This is a genomic window from Shewanella aquimarina, assembly GCF_023349185.1.
GTDB classification, from domain to species: Bacteria; Pseudomonadota; Gammaproteobacteria; order Enterobacterales; family Shewanellaceae; genus Shewanella; species Shewanella aquimarina.
The window spans coordinates 417,721-441,411 of record NZ_JAKIKY010000003.1; the positions used below are offsets into that span (position 1 = coordinate 417,721).

The 23,691-nt window shown below is 51.9% G+C and carries 22 protein-coding genes and 3 tRNA genes; 9 read left to right on the forward strand and 16 right to left on the reverse strand.

What is annotated here, in order from left to right; genetic code table 11:
- Window positions 1-41: 41 nt before the first annotated feature.
- On the forward strand, window positions 42-929 hold the full coding sequence (locus L2731_RS06025; RefSeq protein WP_249252246.1) for a LysR family transcriptional regulator ArgP: 888 nt from the start codon (window positions 42-44) through the stop codon (window positions 927-929).
- 103 nt (window positions 930-1,032) lie between these two features.
- Here the strand turns inward: L2731_RS06025 and L2731_RS06030 are convergent, their stop codons facing one another.
- Window positions 1,033-2,118 carry an AI-2E family transporter gene (locus L2731_RS06030; RefSeq protein ID WP_249252247.1) on the reverse strand — a complete coding sequence of 362 codons (1,086 nt, stop codon included), beginning with the start codon at window positions 2,116-2,118 and terminating at the stop codon, window positions 1,033-1,035.
- A gap of 253 nt (window positions 2,119-2,371) precedes the next feature.
- Window positions 2,372-2,593: a sulfurtransferase TusA family protein gene (locus L2731_RS06035; RefSeq protein WP_249252248.1), complete on the reverse strand. Its 222-nt coding sequence runs from the start codon at window positions 2,591-2,593 to the stop codon at window positions 2,372-2,374.
- A gap of 169 nt (window positions 2,594-2,762) precedes the next feature.
- Here L2731_RS06035 and bepA point away from each other — a divergent pair, with 169 nt between their 5' ends.
- The 3 genes from bepA (at window position 2,763) to L2731_RS06050 (ending at window position 5,062) form a co-directional block, all read left to right on the forward strand.
- The gene (gene bepA, locus L2731_RS06040; RefSeq protein WP_462939099.1) at window positions 2,763-4,220 is read left to right on the forward strand and encodes a beta-barrel assembly-enhancing protease; all 1,458 of its coding nucleotides are present in this window, start codon (window positions 2,763-2,765) and stop codon (window positions 4,218-4,220) included.
- Window positions 4,221-4,328: 108 nt separating this feature from the next.
- Window positions 4,329-4,676 (forward strand): arsenate reductase (glutaredoxin), encoded by a 348-nt coding sequence (gene arsC, locus L2731_RS06045; RefSeq protein WP_239850431.1) that lies wholly within the window; start codon window positions 4,329-4,331, stop codon window positions 4,674-4,676.
- A gap of 14 nt (window positions 4,677-4,690) precedes the next feature.
- On the forward strand, window positions 4,691-5,062 hold the full coding sequence (locus L2731_RS06050; RefSeq protein WP_239850430.1) for a DUF2069 domain-containing protein: 372 nt from the start codon (window positions 4,691-4,693) through the stop codon (window positions 5,060-5,062).
- A gap of 87 nt (window positions 5,063-5,149) precedes the next feature.
- On the opposite strand, the gene hda is transcribed toward L2731_RS06050, so the two are convergent.
- Together hda and L2731_RS06060 are read right to left on the reverse strand one after the other, a co-directional pair.
- On the reverse strand, window positions 5,150-5,860 hold the full coding sequence (gene hda, locus L2731_RS06055; protein ID WP_041511365.1) for a DnaA inactivator Hda: 711 nt from the start codon (window positions 5,858-5,860) through the stop codon (window positions 5,150-5,152).
- A 90-nt stretch (window positions 5,861-5,950) separates the two neighbouring features.
- The gene (locus L2731_RS06060) at window positions 5,951-7,099 is read right to left on the reverse strand and encodes a DUF2066 domain-containing protein (protein ID WP_239850429.1); all 1,149 of its coding nucleotides are present in this window, start codon (window positions 7,097-7,099) and stop codon (window positions 5,951-5,953) included.
- 197 nt (window positions 7,100-7,296) lie between these two features.
- Between L2731_RS06060 and L2731_RS06065 the strand changes: the two genes are divergently transcribed.
- Window positions 7,297-8,532, forward strand: a complete 1,236-nt coding sequence (locus L2731_RS06065; RefSeq protein WP_041511366.1) for a uracil-xanthine permease family protein — start codon at window positions 7,297-7,299, stop codon at window positions 8,530-8,532.
- A gap of 101 nt (window positions 8,533-8,633) precedes the next feature.
- On the opposite strand, the gene L2731_RS06070 is transcribed toward L2731_RS06065, so the two are convergent.
- Window positions 8,634-8,984, reverse strand: a complete 351-nt coding sequence (locus tag L2731_RS06070; RefSeq protein WP_011865633.1) for a Grx4 family monothiol glutaredoxin — start codon at window positions 8,982-8,984, stop codon at window positions 8,634-8,636.
- Between the two features lie 231 nt (window positions 8,985-9,215).
- Here L2731_RS06070 and sodB point away from each other — a divergent pair, with 231 nt between their 5' ends.
- The 4 genes from sodB (at window position 9,216) to L2731_RS06090 (ending at window position 14,966) form a co-directional block, all read left to right on the forward strand.
- Window positions 9,216-9,800: a superoxide dismutase [Fe] gene (gene sodB / locus L2731_RS06075; RefSeq protein WP_239850428.1), complete on the forward strand. Its 585-nt coding sequence runs from the start codon at window positions 9,216-9,218 to the stop codon at window positions 9,798-9,800.
- A gap of 373 nt (window positions 9,801-10,173) precedes the next feature.
- The gene (locus L2731_RS06080) at window positions 10,174-12,108 is read left to right on the forward strand and encodes a PrkA family serine protein kinase (protein WP_041511368.1); all 1,935 of its coding nucleotides are present in this window, start codon (window positions 10,174-10,176) and stop codon (window positions 12,106-12,108) included.
- A gap of 48 nt (window positions 12,109-12,156) precedes the next feature.
- On the forward strand, window positions 12,157-13,425 hold the full coding sequence (locus L2731_RS06085) for a YeaH/YhbH family protein (RefSeq protein ID WP_041511369.1): 1,269 nt from the start codon (window positions 12,157-12,159) through the stop codon (window positions 13,423-13,425).
- A gap of 8 nt (window positions 13,426-13,433) precedes the next feature.
- Window positions 13,434-14,966, forward strand: a complete 1,533-nt coding sequence (locus L2731_RS06090; RefSeq protein ID WP_249252249.1) for a SpoVR family protein — start codon at window positions 13,434-13,436, stop codon at window positions 14,964-14,966.
- A 50-nt stretch (window positions 14,967-15,016) separates the two neighbouring features.
- On the opposite strand, the gene rplY is transcribed toward L2731_RS06090, so the two are convergent.
- The 11 genes from rplY to prpF all read right to left on the reverse strand — a co-directional run bounded on the left by rplY (window position 15,017) and on the right by prpF (window position 23,645).
- A complete protein-coding gene (gene rplY / locus L2731_RS06095; RefSeq protein WP_041511371.1) occupies window positions 15,017-15,304 on the reverse strand; it encodes a 50S ribosomal protein L25 in 288 nt (95 codons plus the stop codon).
- 136 nt (window positions 15,305-15,440) lie between these two features.
- Window positions 15,441-15,989: a peptidoglycan L,D-endopeptidase MepK gene (gene mepK, locus L2731_RS06100; RefSeq protein ID WP_239850426.1), complete on the reverse strand. Its 549-nt coding sequence runs from the start codon at window positions 15,987-15,989 to the stop codon at window positions 15,441-15,443.
- 110 nt (window positions 15,990-16,099) lie between these two features.
- Complete coding sequence (locus tag L2731_RS06105; RefSeq protein ID WP_249252250.1) at window positions 16,100-17,476, reverse strand: L,D-transpeptidase family protein; 1,377 nt, start codon at window positions 17,474-17,476, stop codon at window positions 16,100-16,102.
- A gap of 152 nt (window positions 17,477-17,628) precedes the next feature.
- Window positions 17,629-18,195, reverse strand: a complete 567-nt coding sequence (locus L2731_RS06110) for a prepilin-type N-terminal cleavage/methylation domain-containing protein (RefSeq protein ID WP_249252251.1) — start codon at window positions 18,193-18,195, stop codon at window positions 17,629-17,631.
- Window positions 18,196-18,645: 450 nt separating this feature from the next.
- Window positions 18,646-18,732: transfer RNA gene (locus L2731_RS06115), tRNA-Leu, on the reverse strand.
- A gap of 39 nt (window positions 18,733-18,771) precedes the next feature.
- A tRNA-Cys gene (locus L2731_RS06120) sits at window positions 18,772-18,845 on the reverse strand.
- Window positions 18,846-18,857: 12 nt separating this feature from the next.
- Window positions 18,858-18,933 (reverse strand) — tRNA-Gly (locus tag L2731_RS06125).
- 140 nt (window positions 18,934-19,073) lie between these two features.
- Window positions 19,074-19,631: a CDP-diacylglycerol--glycerol-3-phosphate 3-phosphatidyltransferase gene (gene pgsA / locus L2731_RS06130; protein WP_041511375.1), complete on the reverse strand. Its 558-nt coding sequence runs from the start codon at window positions 19,629-19,631 to the stop codon at window positions 19,074-19,076.
- A 47-nt stretch (window positions 19,632-19,678) separates the two neighbouring features.
- Window positions 19,679-21,508: an excinuclease ABC subunit UvrC gene (gene uvrC / locus L2731_RS06135; protein ID WP_249252253.1), complete on the reverse strand. Its 1,830-nt coding sequence runs from the start codon at window positions 21,506-21,508 to the stop codon at window positions 19,679-19,681.
- A 30-nt stretch (window positions 21,509-21,538) separates the two neighbouring features.
- The gene (gene uvrY, locus L2731_RS06140) at window positions 21,539-22,183 is read right to left on the reverse strand and encodes a UvrY/SirA/GacA family response regulator transcription factor (RefSeq protein WP_041407121.1); all 645 of its coding nucleotides are present in this window, start codon (window positions 22,181-22,183) and stop codon (window positions 21,539-21,541) included.
- A 292-nt stretch (window positions 22,184-22,475) separates the two neighbouring features.
- Window positions 22,476-23,645, reverse strand: coding sequence for a 2-methylaconitate cis-trans isomerase PrpF (gene prpF / locus L2731_RS06145; protein ID WP_239850422.1), 1,170 nt, complete (start codon window positions 23,643-23,645; stop codon window positions 22,476-22,478).
- Window positions 23,646-23,691: the final 46 nt, after the last annotated feature.

Genomic DNA, 23,691 nt, shown 5'->3' on the forward strand with positions numbered 1-23,691 from the left:
GTATCATTAGTCAAACTTATAATGATAATTTGGATGTTTCGATGCTGGATTACGCCCACCTGAAAGCCCTGAGTGTAGTGATCGCCGAAGGCGGCTTCGAACGTGCCGCCAAGGCACTGTTTATCACCCAATCGGCGGTGTCCCAGCGGATCAAGGCGCTGGAAGAGCGAGTCGGCCAGACCCTGCTTATTCGCAGTAATCCGGTACAGGCGACCCCTATGGGCAAACGCCTGCTCAGACACTATGCTCAGGTGAGTTTGCTGGAGAGCGAGCTGAGCGCCGAGATAGACGCCGATGACCCTTCGCTGCCCACCGTGGTGAAGATCGCCGTCAATGCCGACAGTCTCGCCACCTGGTTTCTCCCGGCCCTCGCCGAGCTGTTTAAGCGCCACCGCTGGCTGCTGGAGCTGATTGTCGATGATGAGTCTTACACTCACCATCTACTCAAAAGCGGCGAGGCGGTTGGCTGCGTGACGACCACAGAAGCGCCATTGGCCGGTTGCTCAAGCGAATATCTTGGCCAGATGGAGTACCTGTGCGTCGCGACCCAGGACTTTATTGAAGACTACTTTACAGGCGGCGTGACACAGAGCCGCCTGCGTCAGGCACCGGCCGTGGTGTTTTCCACCAAAGATAAGCTGCATGAAAAATTCTTAGGGGAGCATTTTGCCATAGAACCTGAGCAATGGCGGGAGCATCAGATCCCCTCTTCCGAGAGCTTTCTCGAGGCGATATTACTCGGCATGGGTTATGGCCTGGTGGGTCATCTACAGGCCGAGCCGCTGCTGCAAAGCGGCGCGCTTAAGCTCATCGCCCCTGGCTGCACCATGAAGGTGCCCCTCTACTGGCAGCACTGGAACATTAAGGCCAAACAGACCACACTGGTCTACCGCGCCCTGGCGGCAACCGCAAAACAGGCTTTAAGATAGCAAGCCAGGCTTTAAGATAGCAAGCCAGGCTATAGCGGAAACTGGCGGGCAGATGCGGTGACAAAAAAGGAGCCTTATGGCTCCTTTAGGATTTCGATTGAGTTTAGACGGCGCCCTGCTCTGTTTCGGCCTCAGGTTTATCGGACTTAGGCCAGGCGTTAACCACCGCCTTCACCAAGGAAGCAAGCGGAATGGCGAAGAACACCCCCCAGACGCCCCAGAGTCCACCGAAAACCAAGACGGCCGCGATGATAAACACTGGGTGCAGATCCACCGCATCGGAGAAGAGGATGGGCACCAGCAGGTTACCATCGAGCGCCTGAATGATGCCGTATCCCAGCATCAGGTAGCCAAATTCCGGGCTGATCCCCCACTGGAAGAAGGCAACCAGGGCGATCGGCAGGGTCACCAGCGTCGCCCCCACATAGGGGATTAACACGGAGAAGCCGGTCAACACACCGAGCAGTGCTGCATAGCGCAGATCCATGACGGCGAAGAAAATATAACTGGCGGCGCCGATGATCACAATCTCAATCACCTTGCCGCGAATGTAGTTAAAGATCTGCTGATTCATCTCCAGCCATACCTTACGGGCCAGGTCGCGGTTGGCGGGGATGAAACGCTTACTCCCCCGGATCAGCTCATCTTTATCCTTGAGGAAGAAGAACACCAACAGGGGCACCAAGATGGCGTAGACCATGAGTACCAACAGCGAGGCAGAGTAACCGATCAACTGTTTACCCAGATCCAGTATGTGCTGGGTATCCAGCAACTTCTTAAGCTCGCCGACAGAGGCATCGAGCTGCTCCACACTTAAGAATTGCGGATACTGATCGACTAACCCTTTGAGGGTGATTAACCCCTTATCCAACATGGTCGGCAGATCCGTCACCAGGGCTACCCCCTGGCGCCAGATGCTGGGCACTAGGCCGAAGGTGATCAGCAGCATCACCCCAACAAATAGCACAAGTACCAGAGAGGCGCCTGTGGTGCGATTGATGCCTATCTTGACCATCTGGGCGACCGGCCATTCGAGCAGAAATGCCAGCACCAGGGCGACCAGCAAGGGAGCCAATAGTCCGCCTGCAAAATAGATGGTCAGGGCGATCCCCAGCAAAATCAGCATCAGGGTCACCGCTTGGGGATCACTAAATCTCTCTTTATACCAATTGGTAATGAATGAAAACATCTACTCTTCCTAATTTAGAAACCAAGATCTGCCGCCCTGTAAACAGGTGCCCAATGGGCCACCTTAAGCAGGCAAGATTGGATTTACAATGCAAGGCTTGCAACATAAAGTTTGTCACATAGGCCTTGTAATATAGGCTCTGCAATATCGAGCATCATGAAAAATAATTAATCGGCGCCTGTGGGTCTCTCTTTACCTAGCCTAACCTGGCCCGATACCTAAACCTGACTAAGGTACCTTACTCAGGTAAAAACTAATCGCCTCGCGTTATCGACAGCTCCAAGAGCTCAGCATCATTATGTATTTCAACATATTGCCAGTTGGCCTTCTCAAGGAACCTGGGCACATCCTGGCGCGAACCACTGTCTTTAAGCTGTACCCGCAGCACTTCGCCACCGGGCAACTGCTTGAGAGCCATCTTTAGCTTAACTAAGGCCAGTGGACATCGGTAGTGGGTTAAGTCAATAAAAGTCATAATGATCTTGCTAAAGGCAAACTCGGGCTATTATCCTAAGTCTCCAGTGAAACCACAAGCGAACAATGGCAGCAACTCGCTTGCCACATCTGCCAGACAAACGGAACTAATTAGCTTGCTGTGGTTCCAACTAAACAGACCCAGTTATCTATAATCGCTAAGGATAAGTTTGAGTAAAGTTAACAAAGCAAAATCCCTGGTTGCCGGCGCCTTGTCGATGGCCCTGTTCTCTATCGTCCCCTTAGGATTTGCCAATAATGATCTGCCGGATCTAGGCACCGCGGCGGTGAACACCTTTAGCCTGGAGAAGGAAAACAGTTACGGCGACGCCTATATGCGGGTGATCCGCTCATCGGCGCCCATGCTTAACGATCCTGTGCTCAATCAATACCTAACCGAGCTGGGTAACCGTCTGGTGGCCCATGCGACTGGCGTGAAGACTCCCTTCTATTTCTTCTTGCTAAGAAACGATGAGATCAACGCTTTCGCCTTCTTCGGCGGCCATGTGGGCGTGCATACGGGATTGTTCCTCAATGCCGATAACGAGAGCCAGATAGCCTCGGTACTGGGCCACGAGATCACCCACGTGACCCAGAGACACCTGGCGCGCTCTCTCGAGGCGCAGCAGAAGAGTTCTCCCGCAACTATCGCGGGCCTGCTCGGCGCAATTTTGCTCACCATTGCCGCACCTCAGGTGGGGATGGCCGCCATGGCGACCACTCAGGCACTGGCGACTCAGGCACAGATCAACTACACCCGCCTACACGAGAAGGAGGCAGACCGTATCGGCATGCAGATCCTGGTGGACGCGGGGTTCGATCCTAACGGCGCGGCAGACTTCTTTTCCAAGCTAGCCACTCGCTACCGCTTTACCACCAAGCCGCCACAGATGTTGCTGACCCACCCGCTACCAGAATCACGTATCGCAGAGGCCAGAAACCGGGCGGCGCAATATCCCCACAGATATGTGCCCGATAACCTGGATTTTCAGCTGGCCAAGGCGCGTATTCAGGTGCGCTTCTCCAGTTACAGCGAAGAGGCGGCGCTCGCCCTGTTTAACGACCAGATCAGGAAGCACAGCTACGAGTTTGAGGAGGCGGCCCTGTACGGTAAGGCACTTGCCCTGCTGCGTGCAGACAAGGCCAAGGAATCTGAGGTCATCATAGACCAGCTACTCGCTAAGGATCCCAACAACCTGTTTTATATCGATACTAAGACAGATCTCTTGCTTGAAAGGCATGAACACCAACAGGCGATCGATCTACTCACACGAGAGCGTAAGCTAAAGCCCACCTCTCAGGTGATCAATATCAACCTGGCCAATGCGCTGATCGAGAGCGGTCAAGCGAAGCAGGCCATTCCCCTGCTGGAGGATATGATCTTCCTGGATAAGCAGAATCAGCTGCCGCTACAGCTGCTGAGCGACGCCTATAAGCAGACCGGCAACCGTGCCATGGAGCATTTTGCCAAGGCGGAGACCATGGCGCTGGCCGCCGACTATGATGGCGCCATCGATCAGCTCAACTTTGCCTACCGTTTGTCGGAGAAAAATCCGCTGCAGCTGGCAAAAATTGAGGCCAGGATCCGCCAGTTCAAGCAATCTAAGAAGCAACTCGAACTGCTCTAAAGCAATCACAAACTGCTTTAAACCAATAAAGGTGAGCCAAGGCCCTGTGACTCGGCTCACATTTTGCAGTAGAATGACAGCAAATTTCTAGATATGGATAGAACTGCCATGACGCAAGTAAGCATAATTCATAACCCTCGTTGCTCTAAAAGCCGCCAGACCCTGGCGTTGCTTGAAGAGAAAGCCTGCGACATCCAAGTAATCGAGTACCTCAAGACGCCGCTGACTAAGGTAGAGATCCGCAGCATCCTAGATAAACTCGGCCTGGCGCCACGTGAGCTGATGCGCACCAAGGAAGAGGAATACAAGGCGCAAAACCTGGCCGCAGTCACCGATGATGAGGCACTTATCCAGGCCATGGTCGACACCCCTAAGCTTATCGAGCGTCCTATCGTACTGGCTAACGGTAAGGCTGCGATCGGTAGACCCCCAGAAAACGTACTCGCCATTCTTTAAGGCTGAAAGTTCATATGAGCTCAAAGACACTGTTTCAAATTAGCCGCGCCGCCTATGTGGCACTGCTACTGATGATGACCGCCTGGTTCGGCAATCAAGGATTGACTGGTCAATACTCAATGATCTTCAGCCTGCTGTGGATCTTGCCCCTGCTGGCACCGCTTAAGGGGATCTTGACCGGCCAACCCTACACCTACGCCTGGGCGAGCTTCATCATCTGCCTCTACATGTTGCATGGACTGACCTTGCTCTATGTCACCGAGACGGCGCTGGTCTTCGCCATCTGTGAGGTAGCGCTGCTGACCCTCCTGATGTTCACTCTGCCCTTCTACGCACGTATCCGCGGCCGGGAATTAGGGCTTGGACTGAAGAAGCGAAAGAAATAGCATACACAGATACCGAAAAAGGCACCTTAAGGTGCCTTTTTTATGGGTAATCTTCAGTGATTCTTTACCCCGGCAGCGAAACAAGTGCTACAAGCGCAGCATCTCTTTCACGAAGGGAATGGTTAACTTACGCTGATGCACCAGAGAAGCCTTATCCAAGCGGTCGAGCACGTCGAAGAGGGTACGCAGATCCCGCGCCAACCGATTGAGCAGGAAACGGCCCACATCTTCCGGTAACTGCAATCCACGCATCGCCGCACGGCGTTGCAGCGCGGCCAGCTTTTCCTCATCGGCCATAGGTTGCAGCTGATAGGTCAGCCCCCACTGCATGCGAGACACCAGATCCGGCAAGGCAAATCCCGCATCGCTGGCCGTTGCACTGGCACTCACCACCAGGGCGCAGCGCTTGTGCTCAGCCACCCGGTTATAGAGATCGAATAGCGCCTCTTCCCACAGGGGATGTCCGGCTATGGCATCGATATCATCTATACAAACGAGATCCAACTGTTCCAGCCCCTCTAACAGCTCGGTAGAGATACTGGCATGAATACCCAGTGGCAGATAGAAGCTGCTGCGATTGAGCTCATTGGCTCTGGCACAGGTGGCGTGCATCAGGTGGGTACGCCCGGCTTTGACCGGCCCCCACAGATATACCGCCTTGTCGGCTCGCCCTTCGGCACATGCCTGTAAGCTCTGGATCAGCTCGTCATTGCCGGCCGCTGGATAATAACTGTTGAAGGTCTCATCGTCGGGCAGATAGACGGGTAAAGAAAGTTGTACCGGAGAATGGGGTGACACGTATAGGGATCTCGATCTTATCTTATGTGTGTATTGCCTGGGCGACCTAATTTAGCACTCAGCCTATTACCATTAGGCGCCCAGCTTACCTTAACGTCCTTGCCAAATATACTCATGGCGCGGAGTCTGTGACGATGATAACGGATCCACCATCTCATCGCCGCCCAATTCAGACTGGCTGTTTAACAAATTGGGATTATCTAACAGAGCCGAACCGTTTGCCGGCTCCATACTGCGGATCTTGGGCTCCAGGCTGATCAAACGATATAGATCTTCCTCGCTGCCGAAGAGCTCCAAAGAAAACTCGGCGCTGATCCCCTGAACCTTGGTCAGCGACACTGACTTAACCGCGCTGAGTTGATGCAGGTACTTCTCGATATCCAGCAGCTGCTGACGGTCGGTGATCTCAACAAAGGTAAGCCGGGTACTGTTGGCCTCACCGCTATCGGCGATGGCATAACGTGCCACATAGTATTGACTGATCGCCCCAAAGATCTCCGAGACTGCCACATCCATCCCCTTCACCTGGGTCGACAGCGTGCTCAAAGGGTTAAATAAAGGCTGATCGCTGCTTGTCGGATAGAGGGCGAGCTGAATATTCACCAGTTCGTCGGGCAAAGTGTCCAGTGACACCATGGCAAAATAGTCACTGCCATAACGCTGACTGGCCTTAGCCACGGTATCGGCAAACATGCCGCGCACATCGGTGACACTGATGGCCATGGCATCATCCAGATCCATCATAGGCAACAACATAGGAACGCCACGGGTCTGAGAGAGGTTGGCAATCTGGCTACGGCTCTCCAACATTGAGGCGTCATTGAGTAGCTCACGCTTGCCTTCATTTTCCTGGGCCAACCACAAGAGTGTTAGTGGTCGTTGCTTGCCCCACACGGGTAACTTAGCCTCACGCAACAGACTGATGATCTTGCTATGGTCGAACGAGGCCTGCAGATACTGCTCGCCACCCTGCTCCAGATATCCGAACTGGCGAATATAGGCGGTAGGCTGAGCTATCGCCTGAGCCACCAGGGGTTCGCTAAGGGCCATGCGATCGCCGGTATTTTTCAACACCACCTCTTCCATCGCCTGGCGTAGCGCCTGATTCTTCACCTGCTGGCTACGGTCGGCGATCTTAATCGCACTTCTATCCAGCTCGGTCACCTCGACGGCCGCTACATTAAGGCTCGCGGCGCAAAGCGCACCGGCAAGCATCACAGATAAAAAACTCTTAAACATCCGTATCTATATCTATTCACGAATACAATGGCGGCAGTGTAACACATAAGCCTTGACCATGCCTGTCTGCAAATAGGGGCAAATTCGCTTTTTTGCCCGCCATTGACGAGGCAGGCCGGAGAATGTGATCAAGATAAGTGCAAATATGCTAGCAAGACGTTAACATTGTGCGGTTTAGCCATAAAAAGAGAATAACAATGAAACGTTTAGCAATCCCCCTACAGGGCGCGCAGATGCTATTTGTCGCCTTTGGCGCCTTAGTATTGATGCCGCTGTTAACCGGGCTCGATACCAACGTCGCCCTCTTTACCGCCGGCATAGGCACCTTGCTCTTTCAGCTCGTGACCAAACGCCAAGTCCCCATCTTTCTCGCCTCCTCCTTCGCCTTCATCGCTCCCATCCTCTACGGTGTACAGACCTGGGGCATTCCCGCGACCATGGGTGGCCTGATGGCGGCTGGATGCGTGTATCTGATACTGGCGACCTTAGTTAAATTTAGAGGCGATGCCTTCATCAAGCGCCTTCTACCGCCGGTTGTCGTCGGCCCGGTGATCATAGTGATCGGTCTTGGTCTGGCACCGGTCGCCGTGAACATGGCCCTGGGCAAGAGTGGTGATGGCGCCCTGGTATTGGTCGACGCCGAACATGCGCTGCTAATCTCGCTCGCCTCACTGCTGACCACTATCACAGTGGCGATCTTTGCCAAGGGTATCGTTAAGCTGATGCCGATTTTGGCGGGCATCATAGTCGGTTATGGCCTCAGCCTCTTCTTCGGTGTGGTAGATTTTTCCCCGGTTGCCCAGGCAAGCTGGCTGGCCATGCCAAACTTTGTGGCGCCTGAGTTTAACTGGCATGCCATCGCCTTCATGATACCCGTTGCCATCGCCCCGGCCGTCGAACATATCGGCGATATCCTGGCGATCTCTAACGTCACCGGCAAAGACTATATGAAGAAGCCCGGCCTGCATCGCACCCTGAGCGGTGACGGCATCGCTACCATTGCCGCATCGGCACTCGGTGGACCGCCAAACACCACCTACTCTGAGGTGACTGGCGCAGTGACCCTGACCAAGGCCTTTAATCCAGCCATTATGACCTGGACCGCCATCACCGCCATCTTGCTGGCCTTTATCGGCAAGCTCGGCGCCCTCATGCAGACCATTCCCGTGCCTGTGATGGGCGGCATCATGTGTCTGTTGTTCGGTTCGATCGCCGCCGTCGGCCTTAATTCGCTGATTAAGAATCACGTCGATCTCAGCGAGCCAAGAAACCTCTGCATCGTGGGTGTCACCCTGGTGTTTGGTATCGGCGGCATGGCATTTGGTATCGGCTCTTTCAGCCTCACAGGTATAAGCCTATGTGGCATAGTAGCCATCACCATGAACCTCTTGCTGCCTGAGGTTCACGCCAATCAGGAGCAGGAAGTCGCCTAAAGACTTCCAAACAGCCATAAAAAAGCCCTTCATGCGAAGGGCTTTTTTACATATCAATCTGACTGAGATTAATTGACGCTATGGCTAGGCCTTAGCAGTGATTAAGCCTCACCCTCTTGATCTGCATATTTTGCCGCCGTATCGGCGATCAGGGTTTGTAGCTCACCCTTCTGGTACATTTCGGTCAGGATGTCGCAACCGCCGATCAGCTCGCCTTCAACCCAAAGCTGTGGGAAAGTAGGCCAGTTCGCGTATTTAGGCAGCTCGGCACGGATATCGGGATGCTGCAAAATATCAACATAGGCAAATTGAGCACCGCAGTTAATCATGATCTGCGCCACTTGCGAAGAAAATCCACAGCTAGGTAGCTTAGGAGACCCTTTCATATATACGATGATAGGATTTTCAGCAATTTGCTGTTTGATTTTTTCTACAGTTTCGTTTGTGTCCATCTTCTTTCCTAAATTTTGCAGCAAAGCTACGTCAACAAATTTAGTCTATTGTACGCTAGGTTCACAGATAACGAAAACCTACTTTTTTCAGGGTTATTCACTGAGTTAGGATACCGATTGAATTAATCGAAAAAATCAAACAAACAATGATTCACATCACAACTTTATGAGGTAGAATGTGCATCTGTGAGCAAACCTAAAAAGACAATTGAATGTCAATGGAGAAAAAACATGGCTTTTGAATTACCAGCACTGCCTTATGCGAAGAACGCACTCGAGCCCCATATTTCCCAGGAAACCATCGAGTACCACTATGGTAAGCATCACAACACTTATGTAGTGAAACTAAATGGTCTTGTTGAAGGTACTGAACTTGCCGAGAAAAGCCTAGAAGAGATCGTTAAGACTTCTACTGGCGGCATCTTCAACAACGCAGCTCAAATCTGGAACCACACTTTCTACTGGAACTGTCTAGCGCCTAACGCTGGCGGCGCAGCTACTGGCGACATCGCCGCAGCTATCGACGCAGCCTTCGGTTCTTTCGATGCATTCAAGGCACAGTTCACCGATGCAGCCGTTAACAACTTCGGTAGCGCCTGGACTTGGTTAGTGAAGAAGGCTGACGGTAGCCTGGCCATCGTAAACACTAGCAACGCTGCAACCCCACTGACTGAAGAAGGTGTTACCCCCCTTCTGACTGTTGATGTTTGGGAGCACGCTTACTACATCGATTACCGTAACGTTCGTCCTGACTACATGGCAGCGTTCTGGAACCTGGTTAACTGGGAATTCGTTAACAGCAACTTCGCTGCTTAATCTTTCGACCCAGTGTAAAAGGAGCCTCTCGGCTCCTTTTTTATTGCCTAAGAAACAGTACATCTTTGCAAATACGGCCATGTTTACGGTGAGATAAAACCCGCCAACGACTCAGAACTTCCGCTATCTAATACGCATTTTAGATACCTGTGTTTGCTTTGTATCCGAGGAAGAGCTAGCCCCCTAAAAAGGTTACACACAAACCCACACAAATCATCCGCAACAGTTGCAACTATTGCATTTGCAACTGTTTGTCATTGTTTTTATTATCTTTTTTGATACGCAGATCTCGTTTACAGACTATTATTAGTAGTAGGTCACTGATTTTCAGTTGTCCCTTAAGACATATCGTTGGCTTTTCAGGGGGTGGAACATGGGCATTTTCGAGCATTATCAACAGCGCTATGAAAAAAAACTAGACGAAGAATATTCGCTACAAGAGTTCCTGGCTATCTGTAAAGAAGACAGGATCGCCTACGCATCGGCGGCCGAGCGTTTGCTGACCGCCATCGGCAAGCCAGAGGTCATAGACACCTCTAAAGATCCTGTGCTCAGCCGCATCTTCTCCAACAGACTTATCTCTCGCTATCCCGCCTTTAAAGACTTCTATGGTATGGAAGACGCGATCGAGCAGATCGTCGCCTACCTCAAGCACTCGGCTCAGGGGCTGGAAGAATCTAAACAGATCCTTTATCTGCTCGGCCCTGTGGGCGGTGGTAAGTCATCTCTGGCCGAGAAGCTCAAGTCGCTGATGCAACACGTTCCCATCTATGTCTTGAGCGCCAAAGGGGAACGCAGCCCGGTCAACGACCACCCCTTCTGCCTGTTTAATCCAGAGGAAGATGGAGAGCTGCTTAAGCGCGAGTACAATATCCCAGAGCGCTACCTAAAGACCATCATGTCGCCCTGGGCGGTAAAACGCCTGCATGAGTTTGGCGGCGATATCTCCCAGTTCAAGGTGGTTAAGGTCTTCCCCGCCATCCTAGATCAGGTGGGGATCGCCAAGACAGAACCCGGCGATGAGAACAACCAGGATATCTCCTCTCTGGTGGGTAAGGTCGACATACGTCAGCTCGAGCACTACGCCCAGCATGACGCCGATGCCTACTCTTACTCTGGCGCCCTGTGCCGTGCTAACCAGGGCTTGATGGAGTTCGTCGAGATGTTTAAGGCGCCGATCAAGGTGCTGCACCCCCTGCTGACCGCCACCCAAGAAGGCAACTACAACGGTACAGAAGGCCTGTCGGCCCTGCCCTTCAACGGCATCATATTGGCTCACTCCAACGAGTCGGAGTGGACCAGCTTTAGAAACAACAAGACTAACGAAGCCTTCCTGGATAGGGTCTACATAGTCAAAGTGCCCTACTGCCTGCGAGTATCTGAAGAGATACAGATCTACGAGAAACTGCTGACCAACTCAGAGTTGGCTCAGGCACCATGTGCGCCCTATACCCTGGAGACGCTGGCGCAGTTTAGCGTACTGTCGCGTATCAAGGCGCCAGAAAACTCTTCTATCTACTCTAAGATGCGGGTCTATGATGGTGAGAGCCTCAAAGATACCGATCCCAAGGCCAAGTCTTATCAAGAATATCGCGACTATGCCGGCGTCGATGAGGGGATGCAGGGGCTATCGACCCGTTTCGCCTTTAAGATCCTCTCAAAGGTGTTTAACTTCGACCATAGCGAGATCGCCGCCAATCCTGTGCACCTCTTCTATGTGCTAGAACGTCAGATCGAACAGGAACAGTTCCCTGCCGAAACGGCTGAGCGTTACATGGAGTTTTTAAAAGGTTATCTCACCCCTAAATATATCGAGTTTATCGGTAAAGAGATCCAGACCGCCTATCTGGAATCCTATTCGGAATATGGCCAGAATATCTTCGACCGTTATGTCACCTATGCCGACTTCTGGATCCAGGATCAGGAGTATCGGGATCCAGAGACAGGCCAGCTGTTCGATCGCGCCGCCCTCAATGCCGAGTTGGAGAAGATAGAGAAGCCAGCGGGGATCAGTAACCCGAAAGACTTCCGCAACGAGATAGTTAACTTCGTGCTGCGTGCCAGGGCCAACAACGAGGGCTCAAATCCACTATGGACCAGCTATGAGAAGCTACGCACAGTGATCGAGAAGAAGATGTTCTCCAACACGGAAGATCTTCTGCCGGTCATCTCCTTCAACACCAAGACCTCTACAGACGACCAGCGTAAACACGACGACTTTGTTAATCGCATGATGGAGAAAGGCTACACCAAGAAACAGGTCAGACTCCTGTCTGAGTGGTATTTACGGGTTCGTAAATCATCTTGATCACCCGTACACGGGGAGCTTGCTCCCCGCTAGTCTTGGGAGGTGCGCATGGCTAATTTTATCGATAGAAGATTGAATACTAAGGGAAAGAGTACAGTCAATCGTCAACGTTTTATCAACCGCTATAAGCAACAAATCAAAAAGGCCGTCAGTGACGCCGTGACCAGACGCAGCGTGACCGACATAGATAAGGGCGAGAAGATCAGTATCCCGACTAGGGATATCAGCGAGCCAACCTTTCATCAGGGACAGGGCGGCATGCGCGAGCGCGTTCACCCAGGCAACGATCAATTCTCCCGCGGTGACAAGGTTGAACGTCCCCCTCAAGGTGGCGGCCAAGGCAGCGGTCAAGGGGATGCGTCCAATTCCGGCGAAGGCCAGGATGACTTCGTATTTCAGATCTCTAAAGATGAATACCTCGAGTTGCTGTTTGAAGATCTGGAACTACCAAACCTGCAGCGCAATCGCCTCAACAAGCTAGTGGAGTATCAAACCTATCGCGCCGGTTTTACCAACGATGGCGTGCCGGCCAACATCAACATCATTCGCTCGCTACGCTCATCACTGGCCCGTCGAATCGCCATGTCCTCCTCTAAGAAGGCGCTGCTGAATGAGCTCAAGGCGGAGCTAGAGGCCCTTGAGCAAACCCCCGGCTCGGAAGCTGAGAAGATCATCGCCCTGAAAGAGCAGATAGCAGAATTAGAGGCTAAGATCGCCAAGGTACCTTTCATCGACACCTTCGATCTCAGGTACAACAACTTCGCCAAACGCGAGGTACCCTCTAGCCAGGCGGTGATGTTTTGTCTTATGGATGTGTCTGGCTCCATGGATCAGGCCACCAAAGATATGGCCAAACGCTTCTATATCCTGCTCTACCTGTTTCTTACCCGTACCTATAAGAATCTGGAGGTGGTTTATATCCGTCACCACACTCAGGCGAAAGAGGTGGACGAGCACGAGTTTTTCTACTCCCAGGAAACCGGTGGCACCATAGTTTCCAGCGCCCTCAAGCTGATGCATGAGATCCAGCGAGAGCGTTACCCCGAGAGTGAATGGAACATCTATGCCGCCCAGGCGTCGGATGGCGATAACTGGGCCGATGACTCCCCCACCTGTCGGCAGTTGCTGGAACACAAGTTACTGCCCGTGGTGCGTTACTTTAGCTATATCGAGATCACCAACCGCGCCCATCAAACCCTGTGGCGCGAATATGAAGGACTACAGAAGACTCACGACAATATTGCAGTTCAGCACATTAAGCAGGCCGAGGACATTTACCCTGTATTTAGAGAACTGTTTAAGAAACAAGCTGTTTAGGGGGCCTTATGAGTTCAAAAAAGAAGCGCACTGTATTAAATGATGGACCAGACTGGACCTTCGAGCTATTAGAAACTTACCTTACTGAGATCGAACGCGTGGCGGATCACTACCGCTTGGACACCTACAAAAACCAGATAGAGGTGATCACCGCCGAACAGATGATGGACGCCTATGCGGGCATAGGCATGCCCATAGGCTATACCCATTGGTCTTTTGGCAAGAAGTTTATCGAAACCGAGCAAGGTTATAAGCGCGGCCAGATGGGCCTGGCCTACGAGATAGTGATTAACTCAGATCCCTGCATCGCCTACCTAATGGAGGAGAACACCATTACCATGCAGGCGCTGGTGATGGCCCACGCCTGTTTCGGCCACAACAGCTTCTTCAAGAGCAACTATCTGTTTAAGACCTGGACGGACGCCAGCTCGATCATCGACTATCTAGTGTTTGCCAAAAACTATGTCAGAGAGTGTGAGGAGCGCTATGGCGAGGAGCAGGTAGAGCTGGTATTGGACTCCTGTCATGCCCTGATGAACTATGGTGTGGATCGCTATAAGCGCCCCAGCGAGATCTCTCTCAAAGAAGAAAAGGTCCGTCAGAAGGAACGTGAGGCCTACCTGCAGAGCCAGGTTAACGATCTCTGGCGCACCATCCCACTGACCCCTGACACCCAGAAACAGCAGGCTGCGCCCAATTTTCCCGCCGAGCCCCAGGAGAATATTCTCTACTTCATCGAAAAGAATGCGCCCCTGCTCGAGCCTTGGCAACGGGAGATAGTGCGGATCGTACGTAAGATGGGGCAGTATTTCTATCCACAGAGACAGACCCAGGTGATGAACGAGGGCTGGGCCACCTTTTGGCACTACACTATTCTCAACCACCTCTACGACGAGGGACTGGTCTCCGACCGTTTCATGATTGAGTTTTTAAAGAACCATACCAATGTGATCGCCCAGCCGAGCTATAACAGCCCCTACTATTCGGGGATCAACCCCTATGCCTTGGGCTTTAATATGTTTGTCGACATCCGCCGTATCTGTGAGTCCCCCACTGAAGAGGACAAGCGCTGGTTTCCCGATATCGCCGGCAGCAACTGGCTAGATACCCTGCACTTCGCCATGGAAAACTTTAAAGACGAGAGCTTTATCAGCCAATATATGTCGCCTAACATCATTCGTCAGTTCAAGTTTTTCAGCATCTTAGACGATGACAAGAAGAACTACCTCAGCATTTCGGCGATTCATGATGACCTGGGTTATCAGGAGATCCGTCAGACACTGTCCCAGCAGTACAATCTGTCAAATCTTGAACCCAACATTCAGGTGCAAAGCGTGGCCATCTCTGGCGATCGCTCCTTGACCCTACGCTACATCCCCATCAATCGCATTCCTCTGGACAAAAGCAGCCAGGAGGTGGTCAAACACCTGCACAGGCTTTGGGGCTTTAATGTTACCTTGGAGGAGCTCAACGAACAGGGCGAGCCAATAGTGATTGCCAGCTGCCCGGAGAAGCTTTCGGAATCCGAACCTGCGGCTTAGAGGCATAAAAAAAGCGCCACCAGGGCGCTTTTTTTATTTCAGACTCGCCATTAAGCGAATTTGAAATCCACGTGCTCGATCATAGGCTTGAACGCGTGACGTTGCATAGCTTGAACACGAACTTTAACTTCTTTACCGTCTAGAACGATAGTGATGTCGTTGTTGTAGAAATCATCGTTAGTTTGGATGTTGATGATTGAACGGTGTTCGAATTCGATAGAAACGGCTTCTTTGCCCGCACCATAGATAACTGCAGGAACTTTACCAGCATGACGTAGGCGGCGGCTCGAACCTTTCCCAACTTCAGTGCGGGTTTGTGCGGTAATTGTGTAAGACATAATTTACTCACTTAAATCAATAGTAATATAGGTGGTCATCGTTTTCGACCAACGATGACCTCATTTAAAGCGGGCGAATATTAGCACAGTGATCCGGCTTTAACAAACCTTAAGTGAGTAAAAGCCGGCATTTAGCTTACCAGGTACGGACCGGGCCGGTGTCGACGTGCACAAACCCCGAGCTTGGGTAATAGCCTACCCCACCGAGTTTAAGGGAGATCGCCGCATCACGCAGATCTTTAAGATTGACGTCAGGCAGTGCGATATCCATCGCCATCCCCTTCATATGATAACTCTTCTTCGCAACACCTGAACTGCGACTAGCCAGCATTTGATTAGTCTTAGGCGAACGATAACCTGAGATCACATGAAAGTCTTCATCAACCTGTAAGGTCTGCTTCAGCGAGAACAGTAGATCGAATAGACGCTTATCCATGGGCGCCGTTTCGTTTTGACGATGATCTCGCAACAGGTGATTAAAATCATTCAAGGTATTTGTTTGATAATCACCATCAATCCAATAGCTTCCCTGCCCCCGTTCTCCAGTGTGTCGATTGTAAAACCCTAAGGTTCTTACTCCTTGTGTCGAGCGGCTCGCTCGAGCTTTAGACGGCACCATAGAAAACATTGCTACACCACCTAGGCCTAATAACAACTGCCTACGCGCAGGACAAACTATCGTCACATCAACACCACCGTTTACTTTTTAACCAAAACAGCGGACAAATTAACCTTAAATAGCGGGGAGATCAAGTGTTAGTTGATGCCTAAGCCTGATAAACACTGGGCTAGCGGCTATTTAGCTGCCTGAAGACTCAGGCTAATATTTTGATTCTTTTTGTATATGTCGTCCCTGAACTGGGCAACATTGTCGCCGTCCAGCCACGAGGTCCAATACACCAGATGTATCGGCAGGCCAGCATCGAAGGCAAACCATTGAGTTTTATCTCGCTCAATTTGCATGCGCACCCAGGTCTGCTTATCTCGCACTAGATTTGACGCCATCCAGTTGGCTAACTGTTCAACTTTCTCTACCCGAATGCAACCCGACGAGAGCGCCCTGTCGCTACGTTGGAACAAGGCTTTGTCAGAGGTGTCATGGAGATAGACACTATACTCATTAGGAAAGAAGAACTTATAGCGCCCTAGCGTATTGCCAACTCCAGGCTTTTGCACCAGACGGTAGGGAAATTTACCCTTGGCGATGTCGCGCCACTCATCGTCACTCTTAATGACACGCTCTCCCCGATAGTTAAACACCTCAAAATTTCGGCTGCTGATGTAGCTGCCATCCTCCCTCACCTTGGGCAGCAAATCATGGGTTAACAAGCGACGGGGCACCCGCCAACTGGGATTGAGTACTAAATTTTTTATTTCACCACTGATAATGGGCGTCGGACGGTAGGGCTTACCGACGATCACCTTAGATTTAAGTGCCACGCGATTATCATCCACCAGCCACATCTCGTAGGCGGGGATGTTGATCAGCAGATAGCGCTCCCCTATGCCAGCAAGATATTTAGCTCGGCCGATGAAATTAAACGCCAGCAACTGCGCGCGCGCTCTTGGGGTGCGATTAAGCCAACCCAAGGTAGCGGGGCCAATAATGGCATCGGGCTTAAGGCCGTGGCGGGTCTGAAACTTAATCAGCGCCTCTTTTAACGTCTCATCAAAATACTGCTCACTGGTATCGCCCTGGGGGTAGTCGCCAAGGGCCTGCAGGCGCGCTCTTATCTCTGGGATCGCCCTATGGCTATCGCCAAGCCTTAACCAGCCTTCCACGGCCAGCGGCGACCATGATTCATGACCGGCCAACCACAACAGATAACGCACCCGATTACTCAACATCAGATAGTCTGGCACTTGGGGCTCGCTGGCGATCACCGCGGCAAAGGGATCCTTAAGCTCAAAGGATAAATTTCCGGTCGGTATCTCTTGACGCTGCCAGAATTTGGCTGCCGCCTCTGCAATGGGATAGAGCTTTTCGGAGGGCAACGGCTGCTCTGCCGCTAGCTGTTGACGATAATGGTCAAACTCGCTGGAAGCATCGGCAAGATGAATCACCTCAATCTGATTAAGCAACGCCTGATTTGCTGCGGCGAGTCGCTCGTCGGCTACAACCAGGCTAGACCAGCACAGCAGAAGCAATATGAAAATGCATCTCAAAGCCATAAATACCTCCTTGGATAATTATGGCTCATAGATCTCAGGCCAACCTAGGTGACTAAAGACGGATTTTTTATAAGCTAATGCCCGGTCCATACAAACCGGGCATGTTGATACAGCAGATTTGAGCGGCAATTAATGCTGGGTGGAGTGGGCTATCAACTCAGGGTAGAGCGTGTGATTAGGGTTTTCCCCGTAGCTGGGTAATACCTTAGTTGCCAGTTTTCGTTCCCTTTTTCACGGTTGTCACGAATATAGTTAAAGTAACAATAGGTGTTACTGAGGCTTAGGTCCCCACCTGAGTACCAATAGATAATATCGGTCGAACCGCCAAATGACGCGTCATCATGAGATGCCAACTGGTGGTCGCTGTTATCTAACAAACCTTCCCAAAGCTGACGACAGAAATCACCTTGCAACTGGGTACCATTGTTGCCGCCGGTTTGCGTCGTCTTACCCAATGGATAACCTGTGGTGGTCGAGTCAATTGTACCGTCGCCAAAGCAGGCTAGATCTACCACTTGGCCGCTGGCCCCGGAAGCGGCCCAACAGCTGTGATAGAGTGACACACCTGAGGTAAAGGCAGAAAATGCCCCCTTCGCCGCACTATCGTGGGCATCCTGCCTCAATGAAACAAATCTGGGCAATGCAACCACCGCCAGAATAGCCAACACCACTATCACCACGACTAACTCAATCAGGGTAAACCCGCTAATTTTACGCATATAGATTCACGACCTTAATAATGGATCCATTAAACAATTCGTTCGTTGTATTACTGAGGAAGGTGCAAACAGGTCCCATGTGTGCTCTGCGTCGGCTTACAGACCTGGATGCAGGCGCGGTTCGCGGCTAATGGCCCAAGTCCTTTGCAAGAAGCACAACACAGCAGATAGGCCTGTTGGCCACGCCCTTCGGGGCTTACACAGCAACCGGCCCTCTGCGTTATCGGACTTGGACAGGCCCCGCCATCCCCAGTGTCAGACGCCTTGAACGTCAATTGCTGTGTAAACCAGAGTGCCACAAGGGCTTATTCGCTACTTCCCTAACTTACCCAAACCCCATCAAGCACATAATAAAAGTGAGATAAGGCTATGATATATAATGGGTAAGCAGAGTTTGTACACAAACAAAAAGGCCCCAACTTGCGTTGAGGCCTTTTTGTCATCAAATGATGGTACCCGAGGCCGGACTTGAACCGGCACGCTGTTACCAGCGAGGGATTTTAAATCCCTTGTGTCTACCAATTCCACCACTCGGGCAAAGTGTGTTTTACCGCATAGTTGCACTAAAACATAAAGTGGAGGCGCGACCCGGAGTCGAACCGAGATCGACGGATTTGCAATCCGCAGCATAGCCATTCTGCCATCGCGCCTTAGGCTAAGATTGGAGCGACATATCGGGTTCGAACCGATGACCTATACCTTGGCAAGGTATCGCTCTACCAACTGAGCTAATGTCGCCTGTTTCATCTTATTTCGCGTCAGCGTCTTACCAATGTTTCCCCTGACTGCGGAATGGCATTCTACCGATTTACCCTCAAGTGTCAACGCCCTATTTCACCTTAATGCACTGTTTGCACACTAAGTGATCGCATTGCATTTTAATTGTTCGATTCGTCGGTAAGATCTGCCCAGGCGGCCATAATGTAGCTCACCATAGACCAAAACGTTAGGATAGCCGCCACATAAAACAGCGCCATAGCCGTATAAGTCAGAAAATCATTGGGCTTCCAGATCAGACCTATGATGGCCACCATCTGCGCCGCCGTCTTATATTTACCTATCCAGGACACAGCCACCGCACCGCGCTTCCCTATCTCGGCCATCCATTCACGCAATGCAGAGATCACTATCTCGCGGCCAATCATAAACAGCGCAGGCAAGGTCAACCAGATATTCTGATATTCGGCGACCAAGAGTACCAACGCCGTAGTGACCATGATCTTGTCGGCCACCGGGTCCAAAAATGCACCGAATCGGGTCGATTGCTGTAATTTTCGCGCCGCATAGCCATCTAATGCGTCGGTCACCGCCGCCAGCCAGAAAACGAAGGCTGCCGCAAAGGGTGACCAGCTATAGGGCACGTAAAAAAGCACTACAAAAACAGGTAGTAATATTAATCTAAAAAATGTGAGAGCTATCGGTACATTAAACGGCATGTGAAAACCAATTATCTAAAAGCAGCGCCAATCTTGCCTTAATTTTCTCACCCTCGCAACGCATCATGTATTGTTTGTGCCATTTCTAGGCTAATGCCCGGCACTTTAGACAACTGCGCTACGCTGGCTCCCTTAACTTGCTGTAATCCCCCGAGGTATTGCAACAGCGCCTTACGACGCTTTGGTCCGACACCCGGGATAGACTCGAGTGTCGAGGTATTACGCGTCTTCTGACGTTTGTTACGATGGCCTGTGATGGCAAAACGATGCGACTCATCGCGAATGTGTTGAATCAGGTGCAGCGCACCTGAATCTGCCGGCAAACTAAAGGCCACCTCGTTTTCGCCATAGATGAGAGTCTCGAGTCCAGGCTTACGCCCCTCCCCCTTGGCCACGCCGATAAGTGTCGGCGCAACATCCAGATGGGCAAACTTTTCATTCACCACCTTCTGGGCAATTCTCAGCTGCCCCATACCACCATCGATAAACAGGATATCGGGTATCTTACCGTCCGCCTCTATCTTGTCGAAGCGGCGGCCGATCGCCTGTTTCATCGCCGCATAATCATCCCCCGGGGTGATGCCATTAATATTATAACGGCGATATTCCCCCTTGGCCGGACCTTCGCGGTTAAAGACCACACAGGAGGCTACCGTGCTCTCGCCCATGGTATGGCTGATATCGAAACATTCCATGCGATTGATCGCCTGGCTCTGCTCCAGCGCTTCTTCTAACAATAGGAAACGCTCTTCGACGGTATTTTGATGAGACAGCCGCGTCTCAACCGCATTTTTGGCGTTGGCATCGGCGATACGCAAGAAACTGGCACGCTCGCTACGCACCTTGGTCTTGATCAGCAGACGCTTGTTAGAAGCCTGAGCGATGGCATCTTCGAGCTCATGAATATCGTCAAACTCGTGGCTGACCACTATCTCCCGTGGCAATGTCCGCTGGCTGTCGAGATTCAGATAAAACTGCAACATGAAGGCGCGCAGTACCTCGCTGACCTCTGTCTCGTCGGGCACACTAGGATAATAGCTGCGACTACCGAAGATCTTACCGCTGCGAATAAACAGCAGATGAAAACAAGCGATCCCCGACGCATAGTAGGCGCCAATCACATCCATGTCACCGGAATCGCTGGAGACCTCCTGCTGCTCGGCGACGCGGCGCAGCGCACTGATCTGGTCGCGATAACGGGCGGCTTCTTCATAATCGAGCGCCATCGCCGCCTGTTCCATCTTAGCAACTAAGGTGGCGATCACCTGCTGATCCTTGCCCCGCAGAAACAGGCTCGCCAACTTCACTTGCTCGGCATAATCCTCATCGCTTACCTTACCCACACAGGGGGCGCTGCAGCGGGCGATTTGATATTGCAGGCAGGGACGAGAACGCGCCTTATAGTAAAGATCGTCACACTGACGGATAGGAAACAGCTTCTGCATCAGATGCAGGCTCTCTCTCACCGCGCCGCCGTTAGGATAAGGCCCAAAATACTGGCCCTTCTCCCACTGAGGCCCACGGTGATAGGCCAGTCTTGGATGTCGATGGCCACTCAAGAAGATATAGGGGTAAGACTTATCGTCTCTGAGCAGCACATTGTATCTGGGCATGTACTGCTTGATGTAATCGTTTTCCAGGATCAGTGCATCTGTCTCGCTGGGGGTCAGGGTCACATCGATGTTGGCGATGTGAGACACCAGTGCCTGAGTCTTTACGTTAGGGAGATTACGTCTGAAATAGGAGCTTAGGCGTTTCTTGAGATCTTTCGCCTTGCCCACATAGATGACGACACCATCGGCGTCATACATACGGTAGACGCCGGCGGAGGAAGAAACGGTTTTTAAAAATTGGGTCGCATTGAAGCTGTCTGTCACATCGAGCCCATCATCGCGCAGGTTAACAAATTAGAATTGGCCAGTATCCAACATCTTATAACGGATCGCCAGCCTGGTCAGCTCGACATCGCCACTGATCCCAAGCTTGGCAAATAAACGATATCGATAGCTGTTGACCGTCTTGGGGCTCAGGTTGAGCTGCTCAGAGATGTCACTCACACGTTCGCCATTGGTGATCATCATCATGATCTGCAATTCGCGTTCAGACAGTGACTTAAACGGGTTATCTTCCGACTGATTAAACTGACTCAGAGCCATCTGCTGAGCGATCTCAGGTGACAGATAGCGCTGACCATGGGCCACCTGACGAATCGCCTGTATCACCTCGGGTGGCGTTGCCCCCTTGGTGAGATAGCCTGAGGCACCGGCCTGCATCACCTTAGTCGGGAAAGGATCTTCGGTATGTATGGTCAGGACGATGATCTTGGCATGGGACTGATAGCGCAAGATCTTCCGCGTCGCCTCGAGTCCGCCTATGCCTGGCATATTCATGTCCATAAGGATCACATCTGCCTCGTTATTGCGGCACCACTGCACGGCAGATTCGCCATCCCCTGCTTCACCGACAACCTTGATACCGCGCTCATCCTCAAGGATGCGGCGGATGCCTGTTCTCACTAACTCATGGTCATCAACTAAAAATACAGAAATCAACGTGAATCTACCCTTCAGCGAATACTCGGCCCACATATACGGCATGTGGGCAACACTTGGTAATTTATCCCAAATGGGATAAAGAAGCGAGCGGAAATTAAGTTCAACTAAGCATATGAATTATAAGTGAACTATTTTTATCCGCAGCAAAGCTTAAGCCACAATTATAGCACTCGTTCCACAGCCATCGGCGCCCAATCATACTAAAGCATTAATGCGCTAGCCCATAGAAACGAAAAAGGATGCCGTAGCATCCTTTTTTATCAACTCGATTTATCGACTCAGCAGGCCGCTAGCCTAACGACTCAGGGACACAGACCCAGCCCTGCATCAAGACGCGGGCACTACGGCTCATACTGACCTTTTCGACCTGCCACTTGCCTGCCTGTTCTCTGGCTTTGGCCCCCACCTTGAGGGTGCCAGAGGGATGGCCAAAACGCACGCTCTCACTAGCCTGACCGCCAGCCGCCTGATTCACTAAGGTGCCGGGAATCGAAGCCGCCGTGCCAATAGCCACCGCTGCGGTGCCCATCATGGCATGATGAAGCTTACCCATAGACAGGGCGCGCACGTGCAGATCGATCTCATCTGCCGAAATCGCCTTGCCACTGGAGGAGGTATAGGCCTTAGCCGGCGCAACAAAGGCTATCTTGGGCGTGTGCTGACGACCCGCCGCCTCGCCGAGCGACTCTATCAGCCCCATCTTGAGGGCGCCGTGTGCGCGTATGGTTTCGAAACGCTCAAGCGCGGCCGCATCGCCGTTGATCGCCTCCTGAAGTTCTGTGCCCTGGTAACCGAGCTGCTCCGCCTTGAGGAAGATAGTTGGGATACCGGCATTAATGAATGTCGCATCGAAAACCGGCTCGCCCGGCACCTCAAGCTTATCGACCAGGTTACCTGTGGGGAACATATCCCCCTCGCCGTCTGCTGGGTCTACAAAATCCACCTGCACCTCAGCGGCCGGGAAGGTCACGCCATCGAGCTCAAAATCTCCCAGCTCCTGCACCTCACCGTCCACCATAGGCACATGGGCGATGATGGTCTTGTTGATGTTGGCCTGCCAGATCCGCACCACGGCGGTGCCATTATCAGGAAGCTTAGCCTTGTCCACCAATCCCTGACTGATAGCGAAGGCGCCAACCGCCGCCGTCAGATTGCCGCAGTTACCACTCCAGTCGACGAAGGGTTTGTCTATTGCTACCTGACCGAAGAGGTAATCGACATCATGGTCATCGCGCTGACTCTTAGCCAGAATCACCGTCTTACTGGTGCTGGATGTGGCACCACCCATGCCGTCTGTCTGCTTACCGTAGGGATCTGGACTGCCGATCACCCGCAGCAACAAGGCATCTCGGGCCGGGCCAGGCTGCTGGGCATTTAAAGGCAGATCCTTTAACGCAAAAAAGACCCCCTTGCTGGTGCCACCGCGCATATAGGTTGCCGGAATTTTCATCTGTTTCATTGGCTTATCCTTTAAGAAGCGGGCAGGACACATCTGCCCTACCCGC

Bases quoted from the DNA above. Each gene is read 5' to 3' on its own strand.
- L2731_RS06065 (WP_041511366.1), top strand. From the start codon at position 7,297: ATGAAACGTTTAGCAATCCCCCTACAGGGCGCGCAGATGCTATTTGTC.
- L2731_RS06080 (WP_041511368.1), top strand. From the start codon at position 10,174: ATGGGCATTTTCGAGCATTATCAACAGCGCTATGAAAAAAAACTAGAC.
- L2731_RS06090 (WP_249252249.1), top strand. From the start codon at position 13,434: ATGAGTTCAAAAAAGAAGCGCACTGTATTAAATGATGGACCAGACTGG.
- pgsA (WP_041511375.1), bottom strand. From the start codon at position 19,631: ATGCCGTTTAATGTACCGATAGCTCTCACATTTTTTAGATTAATATTA.
- L2731_RS06070 (WP_011865633.1), bottom strand. From the start codon at position 8,984: ATGGACACAAACGAAACTGTAGAAAAAATCAAACAGCAAATTGCTGAA.
- rplY (WP_041511371.1), bottom strand. From the start codon at position 15,304: ATGTCTTACACAATTACCGCACAAACCCGCACTGAAGTTGGGAAAGGT.
- prpF (WP_239850422.1), bottom strand. From the start codon at position 23,645: ATGAAACAGATGAAAATTCCGGCAACCTATATGCGCGGTGGCACCAGC.
- L2731_RS06030 (WP_249252247.1), bottom strand. From the start codon at position 2,118: ATGTTTTCATTCATTACCAATTGGTATAAAGAGAGATTTAGTGATCCC.
- L2731_RS06025 (WP_249252246.1), top strand. From the start codon at position 42: ATGCTGGATTACGCCCACCTGAAAGCCCTGAGTGTAGTGATCGCCGAA.
- arsC (WP_239850431.1), top strand. From the start codon at position 4,329: ATGACGCAAGTAAGCATAATTCATAACCCTCGTTGCTCTAAAAGCCGC.
- L2731_RS06035 (WP_249252248.1), bottom strand. From the start codon at position 2,593: ATGACTTTTATTGACTTAACCCACTACCGATGTCCACTGGCCTTAGTT.
- L2731_RS06060 (WP_239850429.1), bottom strand. From the start codon at position 7,099: ATGTTTAAGAGTTTTTTATCTGTGATGCTTGCCGGTGCGCTTTGCGCC.
- L2731_RS06110 (WP_249252251.1), bottom strand. From the start codon at position 18,195: ATGCGTAAAATTAGCGGGTTTACCCTGATTGAGTTAGTCGTGGTGATA.
- L2731_RS06085 (WP_041511369.1), top strand. From the start codon at position 12,157: ATGGCTAATTTTATCGATAGAAGATTGAATACTAAGGGAAAGAGTACA.
- L2731_RS06050 (WP_239850430.1), top strand. From the start codon at position 4,691: ATGAGCTCAAAGACACTGTTTCAAATTAGCCGCGCCGCCTATGTGGCA.
- L2731_RS06105 (WP_249252250.1), bottom strand. From the start codon at position 17,476: ATGGCTTTGAGATGCATTTTCATATTGCTTCTGCTGTGCTGGTCTAGC.
- sodB (WP_239850428.1), top strand. From the start codon at position 9,216: ATGGCTTTTGAATTACCAGCACTGCCTTATGCGAAGAACGCACTCGAG.